The organism is Paenibacillus terricola, assembly GCF_014779765.1.
GTDB classification, from domain to species: domain Bacteria; phylum Bacillota; class Bacilli; order Paenibacillales; family Paenibacillaceae; genus Paenibacillus_T; species Paenibacillus_T terricola.
On sequence record NZ_JACXZA010000001.1, the window covers coordinates 754,377 to 772,205 of the forward strand.

17 protein-coding genes are annotated in these 17,829 nt (G+C 52.1%); 16 read left to right on the top strand and 1 reads right to left on the bottom strand.

Annotated features, from left to right (window positions below; all coding sequences use genetic code 11):
- Positions 1 to 30 precede the first annotated feature (30 nt).
- From H8B09_RS03325 to H8B09_RS03380, 12 genes are all read left to right on the top strand, one after another.
- Complete coding sequence (locus tag H8B09_RS03325; RefSeq protein ID WP_224753227.1) at positions 31 to 1,302, top strand: Rne/Rng family ribonuclease; 1,272 nt, start codon at positions 31 to 33, stop codon at positions 1,300 to 1,302.
- 157 nt (positions 1,303 to 1,459) lie between these two features.
- A complete protein-coding gene (rplU, locus tag H8B09_RS03330) occupies positions 1,460 to 1,771 on the top strand; it encodes a 50S ribosomal protein L21 (RefSeq protein WP_110047210.1) in 312 nt (103 codons plus the stop codon).
- A gap of 13 nt (positions 1,772 to 1,784) precedes the next feature.
- Complete coding sequence (locus H8B09_RS03335; RefSeq protein ID WP_191202037.1) at positions 1,785 to 2,123, top strand: ribosomal-processing cysteine protease Prp; 339 nt, start codon at positions 1,785 to 1,787, stop codon at positions 2,121 to 2,123.
- Positions 2,124 to 2,138: 15 nt separating this feature from the next.
- Positions 2,139 to 2,450, top strand: a complete 312-nt coding sequence (gene rpmA, locus H8B09_RS03340; protein ID WP_191202038.1) for a 50S ribosomal protein L27 — start codon at positions 2,139 to 2,141, stop codon at positions 2,448 to 2,450.
- A gap of 152 nt (positions 2,451 to 2,602) precedes the next feature.
- Entirely contained in the window at positions 2,603 to 3,340 is a 738-nt protein-coding gene (locus H8B09_RS03345) for a Spo0B domain-containing protein (protein WP_191202039.1), read from the top strand.
- A 17-nt stretch (positions 3,341 to 3,357) separates the two neighbouring features.
- Positions 3,358 to 4,677 (top strand): GTPase ObgE, encoded by a 1,320-nt coding sequence (gene obgE, locus H8B09_RS03350; protein WP_191202040.1) that lies wholly within the window; start codon positions 3,358 to 3,360, stop codon positions 4,675 to 4,677.
- 667 nt (positions 4,678 to 5,344) lie between these two features.
- Positions 5,345 to 5,782 (top strand): transcriptional regulator ThrR, encoded by a 438-nt coding sequence (gene thrR, locus H8B09_RS03355; protein ID WP_191202041.1) that lies wholly within the window; start codon positions 5,345 to 5,347, stop codon positions 5,780 to 5,782.
- Positions 5,783 to 5,872: 90 nt separating this feature from the next.
- A complete protein-coding gene (locus H8B09_RS03360) occupies positions 5,873 to 7,159 on the top strand; it encodes a homoserine dehydrogenase (RefSeq protein WP_191202042.1) in 1,287 nt (428 codons plus the stop codon).
- A 97-nt stretch (positions 7,160 to 7,256) separates the two neighbouring features.
- On the top strand, positions 7,257 to 8,234 hold the full coding sequence (gene thrB / locus H8B09_RS03365; protein ID WP_191202043.1) for a homoserine kinase: 978 nt from the start codon (positions 7,257 to 7,259) through the stop codon (positions 8,232 to 8,234).
- Positions 8,231 to 9,118, top strand: coding sequence for a prephenate dehydratase (pheA, locus tag H8B09_RS03370; RefSeq protein ID WP_191202782.1), 888 nt, complete (start codon positions 8,231 to 8,233; stop codon positions 9,116 to 9,118). Before thrB ends, pheA begins: the two co-directional genes overlap by 4 nt.
- A gap of 191 nt (positions 9,119 to 9,309) precedes the next feature.
- Positions 9,310 to 11,880 carry a LysM peptidoglycan-binding domain-containing protein gene (locus tag H8B09_RS03375; protein WP_191202044.1) on the top strand — a complete coding sequence of 857 codons (2,571 nt, stop codon included), beginning with the start codon at positions 9,310 to 9,312 and terminating at the stop codon, positions 11,878 to 11,880.
- A 121-nt stretch (positions 11,881 to 12,001) separates the two neighbouring features.
- Positions 12,002 to 12,676, top strand: a complete 675-nt coding sequence (locus H8B09_RS03380) for a BofC C-terminal domain-containing protein (protein WP_191202045.1) — start codon at positions 12,002 to 12,004, stop codon at positions 12,674 to 12,676.
- A 90-nt stretch (positions 12,677 to 12,766) separates the two neighbouring features.
- Here the strand turns inward: H8B09_RS03380 and H8B09_RS03385 are convergent, their stop codons facing one another.
- The gene (locus H8B09_RS03385) at positions 12,767 to 13,024 is read right to left on the bottom strand and encodes a hypothetical protein (protein ID WP_191202046.1); all 258 of its coding nucleotides are present in this window, start codon (positions 13,022 to 13,024) and stop codon (positions 12,767 to 12,769) included.
- A 466-nt stretch (positions 13,025 to 13,490) separates the two neighbouring features.
- Between H8B09_RS03385 and ruvC the strand changes: the two genes are divergently transcribed.
- The 4 genes from ruvC to H8B09_RS03405 all read left to right on the top strand — a co-directional run bounded on the left by ruvC (position 13,491) and on the right by H8B09_RS03405 (position 17,801).
- A complete protein-coding gene (gene ruvC / locus H8B09_RS03390; protein ID WP_191202047.1) occupies positions 13,491 to 13,994 on the top strand; it encodes a crossover junction endodeoxyribonuclease RuvC in 504 nt (167 codons plus the stop codon).
- Positions 13,991 to 14,611 carry a Holliday junction branch migration protein RuvA gene (gene ruvA, locus H8B09_RS03395; protein ID WP_191202048.1) on the top strand — a complete coding sequence of 207 codons (621 nt, stop codon included), beginning with the start codon at positions 13,991 to 13,993 and terminating at the stop codon, positions 14,609 to 14,611. The genes ruvC and ruvA overlap by 4 nt, the downstream gene beginning before the upstream one ends.
- Positions 14,612 to 14,636: 25 nt before the next feature.
- A complete protein-coding gene (gene ruvB / locus H8B09_RS03400; protein WP_191202049.1) occupies positions 14,637 to 15,644 on the top strand; it encodes a Holliday junction branch migration DNA helicase RuvB in 1,008 nt (335 codons plus the stop codon).
- A 72-nt stretch (positions 15,645 to 15,716) separates the two neighbouring features.
- The gene (locus H8B09_RS03405; protein WP_318152524.1) at positions 15,717 to 17,801 is read left to right on the top strand and encodes a SpoIID/LytB domain-containing protein; all 2,085 of its coding nucleotides are present in this window, start codon (positions 15,717 to 15,719) and stop codon (positions 17,799 to 17,801) included.
- Positions 17,802 to 17,829: the final 28 nt, after the last annotated feature.

Consider the following 17,829-nt stretch of genomic DNA (forward strand, 5'->3'; position numbering starts at 1 on the left):
TTAACGAATCGGACGGGCAGGTGACGACATTTGAAGCAATTGCTTATGCATAGCAGCATGGATGGTCTCTATGCAGCGGTGCTCGATAACGGGATTTTGGTCGATTACGTCTCACAACTTCATGATCCAGAGCAGCCAGGGCGAATGCAGCCAGGAGCGGTGATGGGCAATATTTATAAAGGCAAAGTAATGAATGTGCTGCCTGGTATGCAGGCAGCTTTTCTTGATATCGGTTTGTCGAAAAATGCGTTTCTTTACATCGACGATGTGCTGCACCCGAACCTTGAGAAGAGAGAGAAGCAGGCGGCTGACAAACCGTCAATTCGCGATGTGCTGCGGCCGGGACAAGAGCTGGTCGTGCAAGTAGTGAGAGAACCAGGCGGCGGGAAAGGCGCGCGCGTCACAACACACATTTCGCTGCCGGGCAGATGGCTGGTCTATATGCCGGAGGCGGCATATGTGGGCGTATCTCGCAAAATTGGCGACGAGCAGGAACGCGAGCGACTACGAATTGCAGGCGAGCGGATTCGGCAGCCTGAGGAAGGCGTCATTATGCGTACTGCGGCAGACGGAGTGCCGGATGAGGCTCTTGCCGATGACGCAGCCGTACTGCGCGAATTGTGGCAGGCGCTTACTGGACAAGCAGTGAACAAGAAAGCGCCGGCAGTGCTTCATCTTGAGGCGGGGCTGGTGCACCGGGTTGTCCGCGACATGCTGGCAGCCGATATTGATGAAGTGCTCGTAAGCGATCAGCAGCTGTATGAGCAGGTATGCTCTCTTGTAGGCACAATGGCGCCAGGCAGGACCAATCTTGTGCGATGCCACAGCACGGCAGGCGATCTGTTCGAACAATTCGGCATTAGCCATCAAGCGGAGAAGGCGCTCTCCCGAACGATTCAGCTTGCCAGCGGGGGCTATATTGTATGGGACGAGACGGAAGCGCTGACGGTCATCGATGTGAATACAGGGCGATTTATCGGCAGTGACAATCTAGAGGAAACGATGTTTCGAACGAATGCGGAAGCGGCCGAGCTTATTGCCAGACTGCTGCGCATCCGAGATACAGGCGGCATCATTATTGTTGATTTCATTGATATGGAGATCGAAGCGAACCGTCAGCGCATATCGCAGCAGTTGGAGGCGCTGACTCGCATGGACCGCAGTCGCTGCACCGTTGTAGGCTGGACAAGGCTTGGTTTGCTGGAGATCACACGCAAGAAATCACGTTTGAAGTCGCTGCCTTCCGCGATTACAACATGTGGCAGCTGCGGCGGGCGCGGACTTTTGTACGAAAAACGTTGAATTCGCCTAATGGGCATGCTATACTAGTCGGGTGTATGTTTTGCATATGTCTTGCATACACAAGGTACCGCTCCGATCAGGTCTATCAAGTGCAGGCGCTCCTGCGCATGCCACCTGCCATCAGGCGAGTCTTCACTAATAAGGAGGTGCACCATCCATGTACGCAATTATTGAAACGGGCGGCAAGCAATACAAAGTCCAAGAGGGCGATGTTCTTTACATCGAGAAACTCGAAGCTGGCGCAGGCGAAAGCATCACTTTCGATCGCGTTCTTGCCGTATCCAAAGGCGACGCTCTCGTTGCAGGAACGCCGGTTGTAGCCGGAGCATCGGTTTCTGCTAAAGTCGAGAAGCAAGGCCGCGGTAAAAAAATCATCGTTTACAAATACAAAGCGAAGAAAAACTACCGTCGTAAACAAGGCCACCGTCAACCGTACACGAAAGTGACGATTGAAAAAATCCAAGCGTAATCGGATTTGATCGATGATTACGGTCACGATCGTGCGGAACGCCACTGACCGTCGTATCGTATCGTTCGAAGTTTCCGGACATGCGCATTACGCGAAGCACGGTCAAGACATTGTCTGTGCAGGCGTTTCTGCAGTTACCGTTGGAACGGTCAATGCGATAGAGGCAGTTGCGGGCGTAACGCTGCCGGCATCGATGCGGAACGGTTTCGTGAGCTCGGATATTCCGGCTCAGGATGATTCGTCCGTCGATGAACGGGTGCAGCTGCTGCTTGAAGGTATGGCGGTCATGATCGATTCGATACGGCAATCGTACGGGAAGTATGTTGCCATTCAAGAGCAATTCGTACAATAAAGGAGGGAAACCACCATGTTGAAATTGGATCTTCAGTTATTCGCATCCAAGAAGGGCGTAGGCTCGACGAAGAACGGACGCGATAGCCACTCGAAGCGTCTGGGCGCTAAACGCGCAGACGGCCAACAAGTTACTGCGGGCAGCATTCTCTTCCGTCAACGCGGAACGAAAATTCACCCAGGTAACAATGTAGGCATCGGTAAAGACGATACGCTGTTCGCTCTGGTCGAAGGCGTCGTTAAATTCGAACGTTGGGGTCGCGACCGTAAGAAAGTTAGCGTATACCCTGTTGCTGAAGCAGCTGCTGTTGCTGCAGCAGTCGAATAATATCGCTTCAACAAGAGCCCGGCCTGAAGTCACAGGCCGGGTTTTTCAGATTTAAATGAGTGTAACGGTCTGTTCTCGAACGGCCTATATTAGCAAATCATCCGTACTATGATGCATATACCGCTCTACATATAAAGGTGGGTTTATCGCGAATGAATCGGATCGGTTCGGCAAAACTTTACGTGTCGGCTTCGCTGCTGCTCCCAATCGCTTGTTTATTCATTTGGGACAAGGCATGGTGGCCGATATTGACTTTCGTCGCATGGTCCGTGATGGTGCTTGTCGTATGGATTCGACTCGAGCGGAATGAATATCGCAGGCGTCAGAGCACAATAGAACGCGCGATTCAAACTGCGGCAATTCGTACGTTGAACCATCATCGTCATGATTGGATGAATGAACTGCAGGTGTTATACGGCTATATCCGTATGAACAAGCAGGAACGAGTTGTACAGTACGTGGAACGGGTTCGAGATCGTATGGCAGCAGAAAGCCGGATTGCTAAGCTGGGTGTGCCAGCGCTTGTCATGTATCTGCAATCGTTCCGAACGATGACCAATTCGCTGCAGCTTGTCGTGGACATCGATGGCGACTTGGACATCGAAGAAATTCCGATCGATAAGGAGGCTGTTGCAGTCGCACTCATCGATCTTATGAATATTTATCGCAGCGGCGTAAAGCCAAGCGTCGGTGATCCTGCTTACTTAACGCTTCGGCTGTCGCGCGACGACAAGGCGCTGCATGCTGCCTTGTGCTATGATGGAGAATGGAATGACATCGATAGTTCGATGCACAAAATAAAACAGCGGCTGAAAAACTCGCCGCTGCAGCCAATCGGTTCGGAGCAGTCTCCCAGTGGGCTGCTGCTCAAGGCTGAACTGCGTGGCTGAACGGAGGCCAGAGCAACATGTTTGTAGATAAAACGAAGATTTTTGTAAAAGGCGGCGACGGCGGTAACGGTATCGTATCGTACCGGCGTGAGCTGTATGTTCCGAACGGGGGACCAGCAGGTGGTGACGGAGGACGCGGCGGCAACGTTATTTTCCGCGTTGATGAAGGCCTTCGGACGCTTGTAGACTTCCGTTATCAGAAGCACTTTAAGGCCAAGCCGGGCGATCGGGGTAAGGTCAAAGGCATGCATGGTGCGAATGCGGACGATATGATCGTACGTGTTCCGCCAGGAACGGTTGTCGTCGATGACGATACGCAAGAAATTATTGCGGATATGACGCGTCAAGGACAAGAAGTTGTTATTGCGCGCGGCGGACGCGGCGGACGCGGTAATATGCGGTTCGCAACGTCTAACAATCCGGCTCCAGACATTTCTGAGAATGGCGAAGAGGGCGAAGAGCGTTGGGTTGTCCTTGAGCTGAAGGTCATGGCAGACGTTGGTCTCGTCGGTTTCCCGAGCGTAGGCAAATCAACGCTGCTGTCGGTCGTATCGGGTGCAAAGCCGAAGATTGGCGCTTATCATTTCACGACGATTACGCCGAATTTGGGCGTCGTTGACGTTGGTGATGGCCGCAACTTCGTAATGGCCGACCTGCCTGGTCTGATCGAAGGCGCAAGTGAAGGCGTTGGTCTCGGCCACGAGTTTCTCCGTCACGTCGAACGGACGCGGATCATAATTCATGTCATCGATATGGCTGCCACAGAAGGCCGCGATCCATTCGATGACTGGGTGAAGATCAATGCAGAGCTTCGTCAATATAATGATAAGCTTAGCGAACGGCCGCAGATTATTGCTGCGAACAAAATGGACATGCCAGGCGCTGAAGAGCAGCTGGAGTTGTTCAAGGAGCAGCTGGCTGAGATTGAGGGCGGCGAAAAGTATGAAATTATGCCGATGTCGTCGCTGACGCGTCAAGGCGTTCAAGAGCTTCTGTACCGTGCTGCCGAAGTGCTGGAGACGGTGCCGGAGCAGCCGCTGATCGAGGAAGTAAGCGAGCTGGCGGAACGCAAGGTGTACAAGTTCGAGGAGCGCGATCAAATCAAGTTCCGCGTATTCCGCGAGGACGAGATTTTCGTTGTGGAGAGCGAAGGCATCGAACGTCTCATGAGACGTACGAACTTGAATTCGTACGATGCGGTAATGCGTTTCGCACGCATTCTGCGTAATCTCGGAGTCGACAAGGAGCTGCGCAAGATCGGCGCGAAAGACGGCGATATTTGCCGTATCGGGCACTATCAATTCGAGTTCTTCGAAGGCAGCGACTATAATTTCTAGAAAGACGGGGAAACCCGTCTTTTTTCATTTGAGGAACCTAACTAACTATCCAGCATCATGCTGCATCTAATCATAAGTATCCTCAATGGGCGGTGACAGTTGGGCACAAACGATATACCGTCTTTTTTCATTTGAGGAACCTAACTAACTATCCAGCATCATGCTGCATCTAATCATAAGTATCTTCAATGGGCGGTGACCGTTGGGCACGAACGAACAAGCAGTGCGAACGATATACCGTCTTTTTTCATTTGAGGAACCTAACTAACTATCCAGCATCATGCTGCATCTAATCATAAGTATCTTCAATGGGCGGTGACCGTTGGGCACGAACGAACAAGCTGTGCGAACGATATACCGTATCTAGATCCATACGAACAAAAGCTTGCCGCCAAAGCGGCAAGTGCGTGCATACGTTCAGCATAATCAAGAAAAGTCCTTGTGAGGAGTCCAGAGTTTCTACCCACCCAAACCCTCCCTTGCAGGGAGGGTTTGGGTGGGTAGAAACTCTTCAGATAAGAAGAAAATATATCATTAGTATTTTTAAGATTACTTTAAATAAGGGGTCATTAGGGGCAGCGCCCCTAATTGCCTATTGCCGATACTCCAAAATTCACGTATAATGTCCGCTATAGGTGTACAGTTGTCTTTTTCAGGAGGACGATGAATGACAGAACGTTATTATGTCGTCAGGGAGGACATATTACCGGAAGCGATCATAAAGACAATTCAAGTGAAGGACATGCTGAAGCGGGGCGAAGCGGCTACCGTACACGAGGCTGTGGAACGGGTAGGACTTAGTCGAAGCGCATTCTACAAATATAAGGATGGCGTATTTCCGCTGAGCGAGTTGGATCGAGAGCGAATTGTGACGATATCGATGGAATTGGAGCATCGCTCTGGTATTTTGTCGAAAGTGCTTGGTCTAGTAGCGGGAATTGAAGGCAATGTGCTGACGATCAATCAGAGCATTCCGCTCCAAGGGCTTGCCAATGTCGTCATATCGGTTGATACTTCTTACATGACAGAACAATTGACAGAGATGCTCGAGAGGATTCGCCGATTGGATGGCGTCCGCAAAGCATCAGTTATCGGGCAAGGGTGATAAGCTTTCTTTTGAGGTTTTTGTTTTTTCAATATATTCGTAAACTTTTATATTCTTATATGGCAAATCAACGGTTGTTGGAGGTAACGCATGAAACCAGTAAAAGTAGGCTTGCTTGGACTCGGAACGGTTGGAACGGGCGTTGTGCGGATCGTAGAGGGACATCAAGAGGATTTGAAGAGCCAAGTAGGCTCGTCGATTGTAATCGAGAAAATTCTTGTACAAAATAAATCGAAGCAGCGCGCGCTGCATATCGATGCGGATAAACTGACGGAAGATCCATGGGATATTATCCGAGATCCAGAGATCGATGTTGTCGTTGAAGTGATGGGCGGTATCGCAGATACGAAGCAGTACATTCTCGAGGCGCTGTCGCGCGGGAAGCATGTCGTAACGGCAAACAAAGATTTGATGGCGCTGCACGGTCCAGAAATTATTGCCGCAGCACGTGCTAACGAATGCGACGTTCTGTATGAAGCAAGCGTTGCGGGCGGCATTCCAATCATCCGTACGCTGATCGAAGGCTTCTCCTCCGATCGGATCACGAAGATTATGGGCATCGTGAACGGTACGACGAACTACATCTTGACGAAGATGAGCAAGGAAGGCGCCTCTTACGATGACGTGCTGAAGGAAGCGCAGCAGCTTGGTTATGCGGAAGCGGACCCGACTTCGGACGTAGAAGGTCTTGATGCCGCTCGCAAAATGACGATTCTATCGACGCTTGGCTTCCGTGCTAACGTTGCGCTTGAGGATGTTAGCGTCAAAGGAATTTCGTCGGTCAGCCAAGAAGATATCGCCTATGCCAAACGCCTTGGCTATGAGCTCAAGCTGCTCGGTATCGCAGAGCGCCAGGACGACTATATTAGCGTCAGCGTACAGCCGACAATGGTCAAGATCAGCCACCCGATCGCTTCGGTTAACGGAGTGTTCAACGCCGTCTACGTACATGGTGAAGCGGTTGGCGAGACGATGTTCTATGGTGCAGGTGCAGGTGAACTGCCAACAGCAACTTCTATTGTTTCCGACTTGGTTGCAGTTGTGAAAAACTTGAAGCTTGGTGTGAATGGCAAACAAGGCGTTACGGCTTATAAGGAGAAGAAGCTCAAAACGGATGAGCAGATCTCTTCCAAATACTTCTTGCTGCTTCATGTAGCGGACCGTGCCGGCGTATTGGCACGCATTACGCAAGTATTCGCAGAGCATGAGGTAAGCTTGCAATCGGTGCTTCAACAGCCGAATCCTCACAACCCGGAAGCAGAAATTATCGTTATTACTCATGATGCGAATAAAGCTGCAATGAATCAAGTGCTGGGCGCCTTCCAATCGCTCGATGTAATTCGGCAAGTGAAGAGCGTTTACCGCGTCGAAGGCTAGAACGCAGGCGAATTTTACAACCGGGCGTCGCCAATTGGCGGCGTGCCGGTTTTTATTTTTATCCTATGCTGATAGACAAGCTGAAAAGAGGGGACACATGTACGGACCACGAATTCTTGTTAAAGTTCCGGCAAGCACGGCTAATCTAGGACCGGGCTTTGACACGTTAGGAATGGCGCTATCATTGTTTGAATGGATTGAAATGCGGGCTGCAGATGAAACGACCATTACGGCGTATGGCAAAGGGATGCAGGATATTCCCGGGGATAAATCAAATCTGATCTATAAAGTGGCGCAGCTTGTATTCGAAGAGGCTGGAGTCTCCGTTCCCGAGCTGTCGATCTCGCTCTATTGCGACATTCCGCTGACGCGGGGGCTTGGCAGCAGCGCATCGGCGATCATTGGCGCACTGGTAGCAGCGAATGCACTTATCGGCTCGCCGCTGAGCGAGGATGAGCTGTTCCAGATCGCTACGAAGCTTGAAGGCCATCCTGATAACGTAGGTGCCTCGTTGTTTGGTGGCATCGTCGTCTCCGCATGGGATGGCGAACGCGCGGACCATGTGAGAATTGAGCCGCATCCTTCACTCGAGACGTTGGTTGTTATTCCATCGTTCCAGTTGTCGACGGAGAAAGCGCGCCATGCGCTGCCGAAGACGCTGAACATGGCAGATGCCGTATTCAACGTCGGCCGCAGCTCTCTGCTTGTAGCAGCGCTTAGCGCTGGACGTCTTGATCTTATTAGCACAGCGATGCGCGATCGTCTGCATCAACCGTACCGTGCACCGTTGATTCCTGGCATGAGCAATATTCTGGCGCATGCTTCCGAGCATGGAGCGCTTGGTGCTGCACTCAGCGGCGCCGGTCCGACGATTATTACATTCGTCGATGGCAGCAGCAGCGAGAGCAGCAAAGCGGAGTTGGAACGGTTTCTTCTTGATACGCTCGCTGCAGAAGGCATCGAGGCTGAGACAATGTGGCTCCCGCCTTATAAGCATGGTGCAGTGTGGACGAAGCTCGAAGAGCATGATACGACGCCGCTTATGGATCTGATTCGAAATGAGGTGCGTGCATAATGAGAGTAGCCGTATTGCCCCAAGGCTCGACATCCGATGATGCAGCCCGTTACATTTTAGACAATATCGAAGGTGTAGAATATCATTATCATCGTCTGATTGCTGAAGTGTTCGCGAGTACGGCAGAAGGTCGCTCGGACTACGGCGTTATTCCGATCGAGAATACGATTGACGGTTCGGTAAGCCTGCACACGGATTTGCTGATTGATGATGTGGATCTGCCGATTCAAGCAGAGTGGGTATATCCGTCTATTCAGAATCTAATTGGCCGTCAGGCAGAGCTGGATCGCACATCAACGGGCGAGCTGGATTATAGCCGTATTGTGAAAGTAATGAGCCACCCTGTAGCAATGGCACAATGTCGTCAGTTTCTGAAGAAGCATATTCCGCATGCTGAGCTTGAACATGTTGGAAGCACAACGGAAGCGATCCGTTTGGTTCGCGATAATCCAGGCCTCGGCTGGGCTGCTATCGGTCAGAAGACGGCTGCACAGTATAATGGGCTGGATGTGCTGCAAGAATCGGTGACGGATCACGATAACAACTACACGCGATTTCTATTGATCGGTCCGAAGCCGCTGCAAGGCAAGACGTCGGACAAGCATAAGACGACGATTATTGTATCGAGCCAAGAAGATTATCCAGGCGGTCTGCACCAAGTGCTGTCGGCATTGGCTTGGCGCCGCATTAATCTGTCGCGGATCGAGTCGCGGCCTACGAAGAAGAAGCTGGGCACTTATTACTTCCTGATCGACATCGATATGTCGTTGGAATCGATTCTTCTGCAATCCGCGATTGCAGAGATCGAGGCGATTGGTTTCCAGGTTCGAGTAATGGGTACCTATCCAAGCTTCTCATATCAAGCAGCTGCGCATAACAAGTAAGAACCTGAACGAAGCTCTTTCGGCGTTTTGCCGAAGGAGCTTTTTGTATTGGTGAACTAGCAGGAGATTCATGCAAATTTTTTTTCTAACGGACGGGGACATCGGCATATAACGCGCATAGGATGTAATGATTGGTGGGCGAATGTCTCGCGCCGCTCGCAATATAGACCGTGAATGGAGGCTTGCGGGGAGTGAAAATCCATATTGTCAAAAGTGGCGATACGCTTTTCGGGCTCGCACAAAAATATGGCGTATCCGTTGAAGAAGTTATGAAGCTGAATCCTGGCATTACGAATCCTGACGTCATCGAAGTTGGAATGAAGGTGAAGGTCCCTTCCAACCCGCATGGCGGGCATGGTTCGAACGGCTCACATGCAGGGGAAGACATTATGCATCAGCATGTTGTGAAACAGGGCGATACGTTGTGGAAGTTGTCCAAGGCATGGGGGATTCCGCTGAACGACTTAATTAAAGCGAATCCGCAACTGAAAAATCCGAATGTTCTGCTGACCGGCGATATTGTGAACATTCCGAAGACGCATGTGCATGCAGAGAGTATCGTCAACCAGATGAATGCGCATGGATCGTCTGGTTCGCATCATCACAGCCATCATATGAGCCCATCGTCGATCAAGAACAGCGTACAGGGCTTGGCAGGCAAAATTCCAACTGGCATTATTCCGGGCAAAAAGAATACGGGAAAAGTTCCGACTGCACCAATTGAGAAGACACCAACGGGTCCGATTGCAGAAGCTGTGCCTGAAGCACCAGTTCCGCTTCCTGCCCCTGCGCCAGCACCTGCACCAGCCCCAGCGCCAATTGTGGTAGAGAAGCCGGTACCGAAGCCGTATCCCGTTCATGTTGAATATCATCAACAGAACGTCCAGTTGTTCCAGCAATGCGGCATACCAGCTGTTGAGGCAGGTGCCGTCTATGGCGTGCCGCATATGCCAGAGAAGGTGTCGCCAGCCCATTTCGAGCACCATGGCTATGGCTCGCCGCTCGTGTCGCCAGCGAATATCGGTACGGAGCATTACGGTTATGGCTCGCCGCTTGTATCGCCAGCGAATATCGGTCCAGAGCATTACGGTTATGGCTTGCCGCTTGTATCGCCAGCGAATATCGGCCCAGAACATGGTTATGGCTCGCCGCTTGTGTCGCCAGCGAATATCGGCCCAGAACATGGTTATGGCTCGCCGCTTGTGTCGCCAGCGAATATCGGCCCAGAGCATGGTTATGGCTCGCCGCTTGTATCGCCAGCGAATATCGGCGCAGAGCATGGTTATGGCTCGCCGCTTGTATCGCCAGCGAATATCGGCCCAGAACATGGCTATGGTTCACCGCTAGTGTCGCCAGCGAACGTAGGCCCAGGCTTTGGCTATGGCTCGCCACTCGTGTCGCCAGCAAACGTAGGCCCAGAGCAAGGCTATGGTTCACTGCTCGTATCGCCAGCGAATGTCAGCCCAGAGCAGTTTGGTTATGGCTCACCGCTCGTGTCGCCGGCAAATGTCAGCCCAGAGCAATTTGGCTATGGCTCGCCGCTTGTATCGCCAGCGAACATAGGCCCAGAACAAGGCTATGGTTCACCGCTCGTATCGCCAGCGAATGTCAGCCCAGAGCAGTTTGGTTATGGCTCACCGCTCGTATCGCCTGCGAACATGGGCCCAGGTTTTGGCTATGGTTCACCGCTCGTATCGCCAGCGAACGTAGGCCAAGGCTCTGGTTATGACTCGTCGCTCGTATCGCCAGCGAACGCAGGTCGAGAGCCAGGCTATGGTTCGCCGCTTGTATCGCCAGCGAACGTAGGCCCAGGCTTTGGCTATGGCTCTCCACTCGTGTCGCCAGCAAACGTAGGCCCAGAGCAGGGTTATGGTTCACCGCTTGTATCGCCAGCGAACGTAGGCCCAGGCTTTGGTTATGGCTCGCCGCTTGTGTCGCCAGCAAACGTGGGCCCAGAGCAGGGCTATGGCTCGCCGCTCGTGTCGCCAGCAAACGTGGGCCCAGAGCAGGGCTATGGCTCGCCGCTCGTATCGCCAGCGAACGTAGGCCCAGGCTTTGGGTATGGCTCGCCGCTCGTATCGCCAGCGAACGTAGGCCCAGAGCAGGGCTATGGCTCGCCGCTCGTGTCGCCAGCAAACGTGGGCCCAGAGCAGGGCTATGGCTCGCCGCTCGTATCGCCAGCGAACGTAGGCCCAGGCTTTGGCTATGGCTCGCCGCTCGTATCGCCAGCGAACGTAGGCCCAGGCTTTGGTTACGGCTCGCCGCTCGTATCGCCAGCGAACGTAGGCCCAGGCTTTGGTTATGGCTCGCCACTCGTGTCGCCAGCAAACGTGGGCCCAGAGCAGGGCTATGGCTCGCCGCTCGTATCGCCAGCGAACCTTGACCATTATGGTTACGGCGTGCCTTCTGTAGCGCCTGCAGGTGCAGGCGCAGACTATTATGGTTATGGTTCGCCAAACGCTGTTGATCCGTTCGCAGCCGGACAATCGGCTTGGCCTTATGGCGCGTATCCAACTTGGCCTGTACAGCAAGCTGCAGAGGATAAAGATTGTGGCTGCAACAAACGTGAGGATGAAGAAAATGGCGAGGAGGATGGCGAAGAGCTATCCGAATTCGATTCCATTAAAGTTAACAATACGGCTAGCAACGGTAAATCAGTCAAACGGAACGCGCCACGCAAACCGGTTAAGAAGGTATCGGTACGCAGTGTCCCGTCCCGGTCGGAGCGTAAACGCAGCAGCAAGCCTTGGATTAACAATTAAGGTGCAGGAGACAGCGATTGTACGCGAAAGCGGCGATCGCTGTCTCTTTTTGTGCAGGAGTGAATATTTCCCTTGCATTAAGCCACAATAACGCAAAAAGGGATGTAAGGGGATATTCGCCATGAGGGCATTCAGCCTATGGAAACAGCTCAAACGTAAGCTTCGCCGCAATGGTCGCCCAATGTGGACGTTGGGAAGCATATTGGTTATGGTCTTGTTTGGTTTCAATGCAGGTGTGATTCCGACAGCAGATGCAGCCGATCCTGGTTTATCATCAGGCTCATACAGCGGCAGCATACAGACTGCTGATCAATGGAAGAAGCTTGAGAAGGCTGTCCTGTCCATTAAGCAGCCAATGATCGTTCGGATTCACCGCACCTATATATGCGGGGAAGAATATCGTTCGCTAGGTATGATTCCAACAGATCGTGCGCTCAAAATCGCTAAACGACCAACTGTGTCCTTCGTTCGCTTGAACGCTGACTCAGCAGCGATTCCATCACTTGTACTGGAGGAGCGGGTGAGCGATTTATCAGAAGCATGCAAACAGCGTGCAGTATTTGGTGTCGATCGTGCCGGCCGACTAACGTTATATGACGGACCGCCTAAGAAAGAAAAGGTGGTTCGTACTTTTTACCAACTTGATGTCAACTTCATGGAAAGCAGTCTGCCTGAGGAAGAGATCAAACGATTGACGAATGGCATTCGCATCGAGGACAAAGAGACATACTACAGCGTCCTCTCCTCATTCAGCGACTTCGCAATCGACGCTTCCCGAGAGACGATGACGCCATAGTAAAGGTAGTGCAAACAGCCCCCTGTCCATATGGCAGAGGGGCTGTTCTTGTTCTTGCATATAAACAATCGCCGCCTATTCAGCGAACGATCAACGATTGACGATATAAGATACGACGAAGATCGCAGCGAGTGCGATAATCGCGGCATAAAAGAAATAACCGAACCAGCGGACCGGTCCCGGCATCGACTTCAAATCCGCCTTCTTACTCGGAACACCCATAATGTTCTGATAGTGCGACGTCACATCATTAAACACCGGAACATCCGCTCCGGAGCCCGTATCGGTGCTCTCTTGATGACTATGCGAATGGGAATGATTCGAGTTTGAATGATCATGATTGTCCACAGAACTCACCTCTTCCGCAAGGTTTTCCTAAATTATACAGCGGAACGAGTATACGAGTCCACGCTGCAGACTAACTATATTCTGCACTAATGTTTATGAATGGTTGTGGTCGTCTATATGAAATAGACGACCACACAAAGTTCCATCCCAAACACGAAGCGGGAAAACTCATTGAAGTAATGCGAACTAGGAGTCAGCGTAGTGGACAAATGATTCTGGAGAAGCGCCAGCGTTCGCCTTTGTGTCCGGATTGTTTCCTATTCTGAATTTATCAAATCAGAACAATCTGGACACAACAGCGATCGGAAGAACATTTGTTCACGAAGCATATCCTATGAGCATTACAAAATAGATTTTATCCGCGAAGTGTTCTCCAAGTAGAAACGCGCGTTCTCATCTCGCTGATATTTTGCTATAATGATAGGAAGCTTCCGTTAATTGCAGGTGGGTAAGGGAGAGGACGAATTTGCGTGTGCTAGGCATAGATCCCGGGATAGCGATTGTGGGATTCGGATTTGTAGATAAGGACGGACATAAGCTCACGCCTGTGCAATACGGATCGATTGAGACGAAGGCAGGAACGCCGCAGGAGACGCGCCTTATTCAGGTTTATGAATCGGCAGGAGCGCTGATGGACAAATACAAGCCGGACGAAGTTGCGGTCGAGAAGCTGTTTTTCAACCGTAACGTGACGACGGCTTTTGCTGTTGGTCAGGCTCGCGGAGTTATTATATTAGCGGCAGCGCAGCGCGGACTTCCCGTTGCGGAGTATACGCCGCTGCAGGTCAAACAGGCCGTTGTCGGTTACGGCAAGGCAGAGAAGCGGCAAGTGCAGGAGATGGTCCGCATGTTCTTGAAGCTGAGCGCGGTACCGAAGCCTGACGACGTGGCCGATGCGCTTGCTGTTGCCATTTGTCATGCGCATTCCGTCGTACTGACGAACAAATTGAACGGGGTGCCGAAATTATGATCGATTTTCTTAAAGGACCGGTTGTCCACTGGGATTCAGAATACGTTGTACTCGATGTGCGTGATGTCGGCTATCGGGTGTTCACGCCGAATCCGTATGCGTTCGCACGCTCGAGCGAGCCGGTTACCGTCTTCATTCATCATCATGTCCGCGAGGATGCAATCCAGCTGTTTGGTTTCTCATCGCGCGATGAGCAGACCATGTTCCGCAAGCTGCTGGATGTGTCTGGCATTGGCCCGCGTGTAGCGCTTGGCGTGCTTGCTGGCGGCAAGCCGGAAGCCATCGTTGCAGCTATTCAACAAGAGAATATCAACTTCTTGACCAAGCTGCCAGGCATCGGAAGGAAGACTGCGCAGCGCATGATACTCGATCTGAAGGATAAGCTCGGTAATGCGCCGCTTGCATTCGGCGCGGATGCATCGGCATGGACCGAGGAGAGCTCGCCTTCCGATCAGAAGATCGGCGCATGGGCGGAAGCTCGCGAGGCGCTGGAGGCGCTCGGTTATACAGGTGCAGAGCTGAACAAGGCGTATGAAGGGCTTCGCGAATCAATTAAGCCGGATGAGTCGGTCGATTCATTAATGAAGCGCGCGCTTCAGCAGCTGTTCAAGGGGTAAAGGGAAGCGGAAGGAGGAATGACCCATGGATGATGATCGTATCATATCCGCTAACTTGATGATGGATGAGCAGGCCGTTGAATTAAGTCTTCGTCCCCGCTATTTGGCTGAATATATCGGCCAATCAAGTGTTAAGGAAAATTTGAAGGTATTCATCGAAGCGGCGAAGATGCGTAAGGAAGCGCTTGATCATGTGCTGCTGTATGGACCGCCCGGACTTGGCAAAACGACGCTGTCGAACATTATCGCCAACGAGCTTGGCGTTAACTTAAGGACGACGTCGGGACCTGCTATCGAGCGTCCCGGCGATCTCGCCGCGCTGCTGACGAATTTGCAGGAAGGCGACGTCTTGTTCATCGACGAGATTCATCGGTTGAATCGGTCGGTAGAAGAAGTGCTGTATCCGGCGATGGAAGACTTCGCGCTTGATATAATGATTGGCAAAGGGCCAAGCGCCCGTTCGGTGCGGCTCGATCTTCCGCCGTTTACGCTTATCGGCGCAACGACGAGAGCAGGCTTGCTGTCCGCTCCGCTTCGGGACCGCTTCGGCGTCGTCAGCCGTCTTGAATTTTATAAGACAGATGAACTCGCATTTATCGTTTCTCGCGCCTCCGATATACTTGGCGTCAGCATCGTTGGAGAAGCGGCGACGGAGATCGCGCTTCGCGCACGTGGTACACCGCGTATTGCCAATCGGCTGTTGAAGCGGGTTAGGGATTTTGCACAGGTGCGTGGAGATGGCATCATAACGCATGATCTTGCCCGTTCCGCATTAGAACTGCTTCGCGTTGACCCGATGGGACTTGATGCAATCGACCACAAGATGCTTCGCGCAATGATTGAGGGCTTCCGCGGAGGGCCTGTGGGCCTTGATACGATCGCAGCAACGATCGGTGAAGAGAGTCAGACCATTGAAGATGTTTATGAGCCTTACTTAATGCAGGTCGGACTGCTGCAGCGAACGCCTCGCGGACGTGTTGTCACGACGCAGGCTTATCGCCATCTTGGCATACCGGTACCAGGCGATTCTTAGAATATAATCCTCTTTAAGACATCGCCTGGCGTCGGCAACAGCATGCAATAGGGAAGGAGTGCGTTTTACAACGTGTCTGCTAAACGAACCAAAGTTAGAAATCGGGTATTTGCTGTTATGGTGTCAGCGGCGCTGCTGATGTCCATCTCTGTGTGGCAGGATTCGCCTTCATCGGGGGCAGCAGCTCCCAAACTGGATAACATTCGGGTTGCCTTGTTTATTGATGCGTCAACCAAATATCGATTGAATACAGCAACTGCGACCTTTTCATCTGCAAGCTCCCTAAAGATCGGCTTGCGGACAGCTTCAGCTGTTGAGAACTGGTTAACTGCAGGCAAGGACCCTGTACGTTTCGCTGTCGACGATTTTAAAGTTAAATTGGCAGAAACGACGGATTTCAATACAGCGTTGTCGATTTCGAAGCGGGTGCTGGCGCTCGGCGGCTCAGCCGTCATCACAACGATCTCGAAAAGCGGCAAAAGTTTTTATGTTGTTTCTGAGGGCAGTTACGGTACGGCTGCAGATGCGAAGACAGCGATGGATAAGTGGACGAAGGATAGCTCTATTGCATCCTTGATGGGATCGCTCAAAGCTTCGCTTACGGGACCGCTTCACTTAGAGGGCGGGAGTTATGCAAGCGAGTCTGCTGCGCGCAGCGTTGTTCAATTGTTTAGTGCAGCAGGCATCGATGCCTATCCGGCTCTTCGCAAAGCGGGTACATACAGTGTTATGGTCGGGGCTGCAGCCGATTCGGCGGCGCTATCAACGCTTAAGACTAATGCAAGCAAAGTTGCAGGTGCTCCTTCGCTTCGTGAAGCAGACACCTCAACGCCATATTTGCTGCTTCGTGACGATAACACCATCTCTGGCACAGCGAAGCAGACTTACCCATCCTATTCGTACCCAGCAGGCGGTACGAAGGTATGGGTGTCGACAGATGGCAGCGCAGGCATAAAACTGCAGGAACGTGGCGGACGTACTTACCGGGGCTCCATGGAAGTCAGTGCATATAACGGCAAGATGGCTGTCGTCAATGAGTTGCCATTCGAACAGTATTTGTATTCGGTCGTTCCTTCCGAGATGCCTTCGTCATGGGCTAGTGAAGCGTTGAAAGCGCAGGCTGTTGCGGCACGTTCCTATGCCCTTTATCAAGGGATGGGCTTCGGTATCGCACACGTGAATGATACGGAGCTCAGCCAAGTATACAGCGGCATTGATACAGAGAAGCAATCAACGACAGACGCTGTCAATGCGACAGCAGGTATGGTCGCGATGTACAACGGCAAGCCAATTGAAGCGCTGTTCTCATCGAATGCAGGCGGTCAAACGGCGGACGCAACCGAAATCTGGGGGAATGCGGTTCCGTATTTGAAGTCGGTGCCTAGTCCGGATCAAGCCGCGCAGAATGGTCTCATGCAGTGGTATCGCGTTGTTGTGCCAAGCGGGGACGTCGGCTATATCCGTCAGGATTTGCTGGATGATACGGGGCGCAAGAATGCGGTTGGCGCGAAGGTGCTTGTCACGAACACGGATGGCGTGAAGGTACGTGATAATCCTGTCGTTAACGACACAATCGCGCTAGTGGACAAGTTAGCCAAAGGCACAGAGGTTGTTCTCATCGATCAGTCTATCGAATCGAACAAAATGTCATGGGTGCTTGGTCCATATACATCCGATACCCTTCAGAAGTCTTCGGGTTGGACATCGGCGATTCGCACGCTCGAAGCGGATTACGGACAATCGGGACGCGTCATTGGCATGCGCATTAACGGATCCTCGCTGTCTACGAAATCGCCGGTCAACTATCGGACGTTGATGGGAGGGTTGCCGAGTACGCGCTTTGAGATTGACGAGACGGCGCGCCTTGAAATCGCAGGCGCGAACGGTGCGACGAGCAAACGTCCGGAGCAGTCGGGAACGCTCTACATTGCAGGCGCTAACGGCAAGACGGCTGCTTCCTCGAATTACTATGTATTGAGCGGAGACGGTACTGTCCGTGCGGCCACAGTAGAACCAGAATTCCGTTTCGTTGGATACGGCAACGGACACGGCGTTGGTTTGTCGCAGTACGGGGCGCAGGGGCTGGCACAGCTTGGGTATGACTATGTCTATATCATGCAATACTACTATAATGGAATTACGATCGAAGGACAGTAACGGACAAGCTGTTAATTGATCAGTTAGG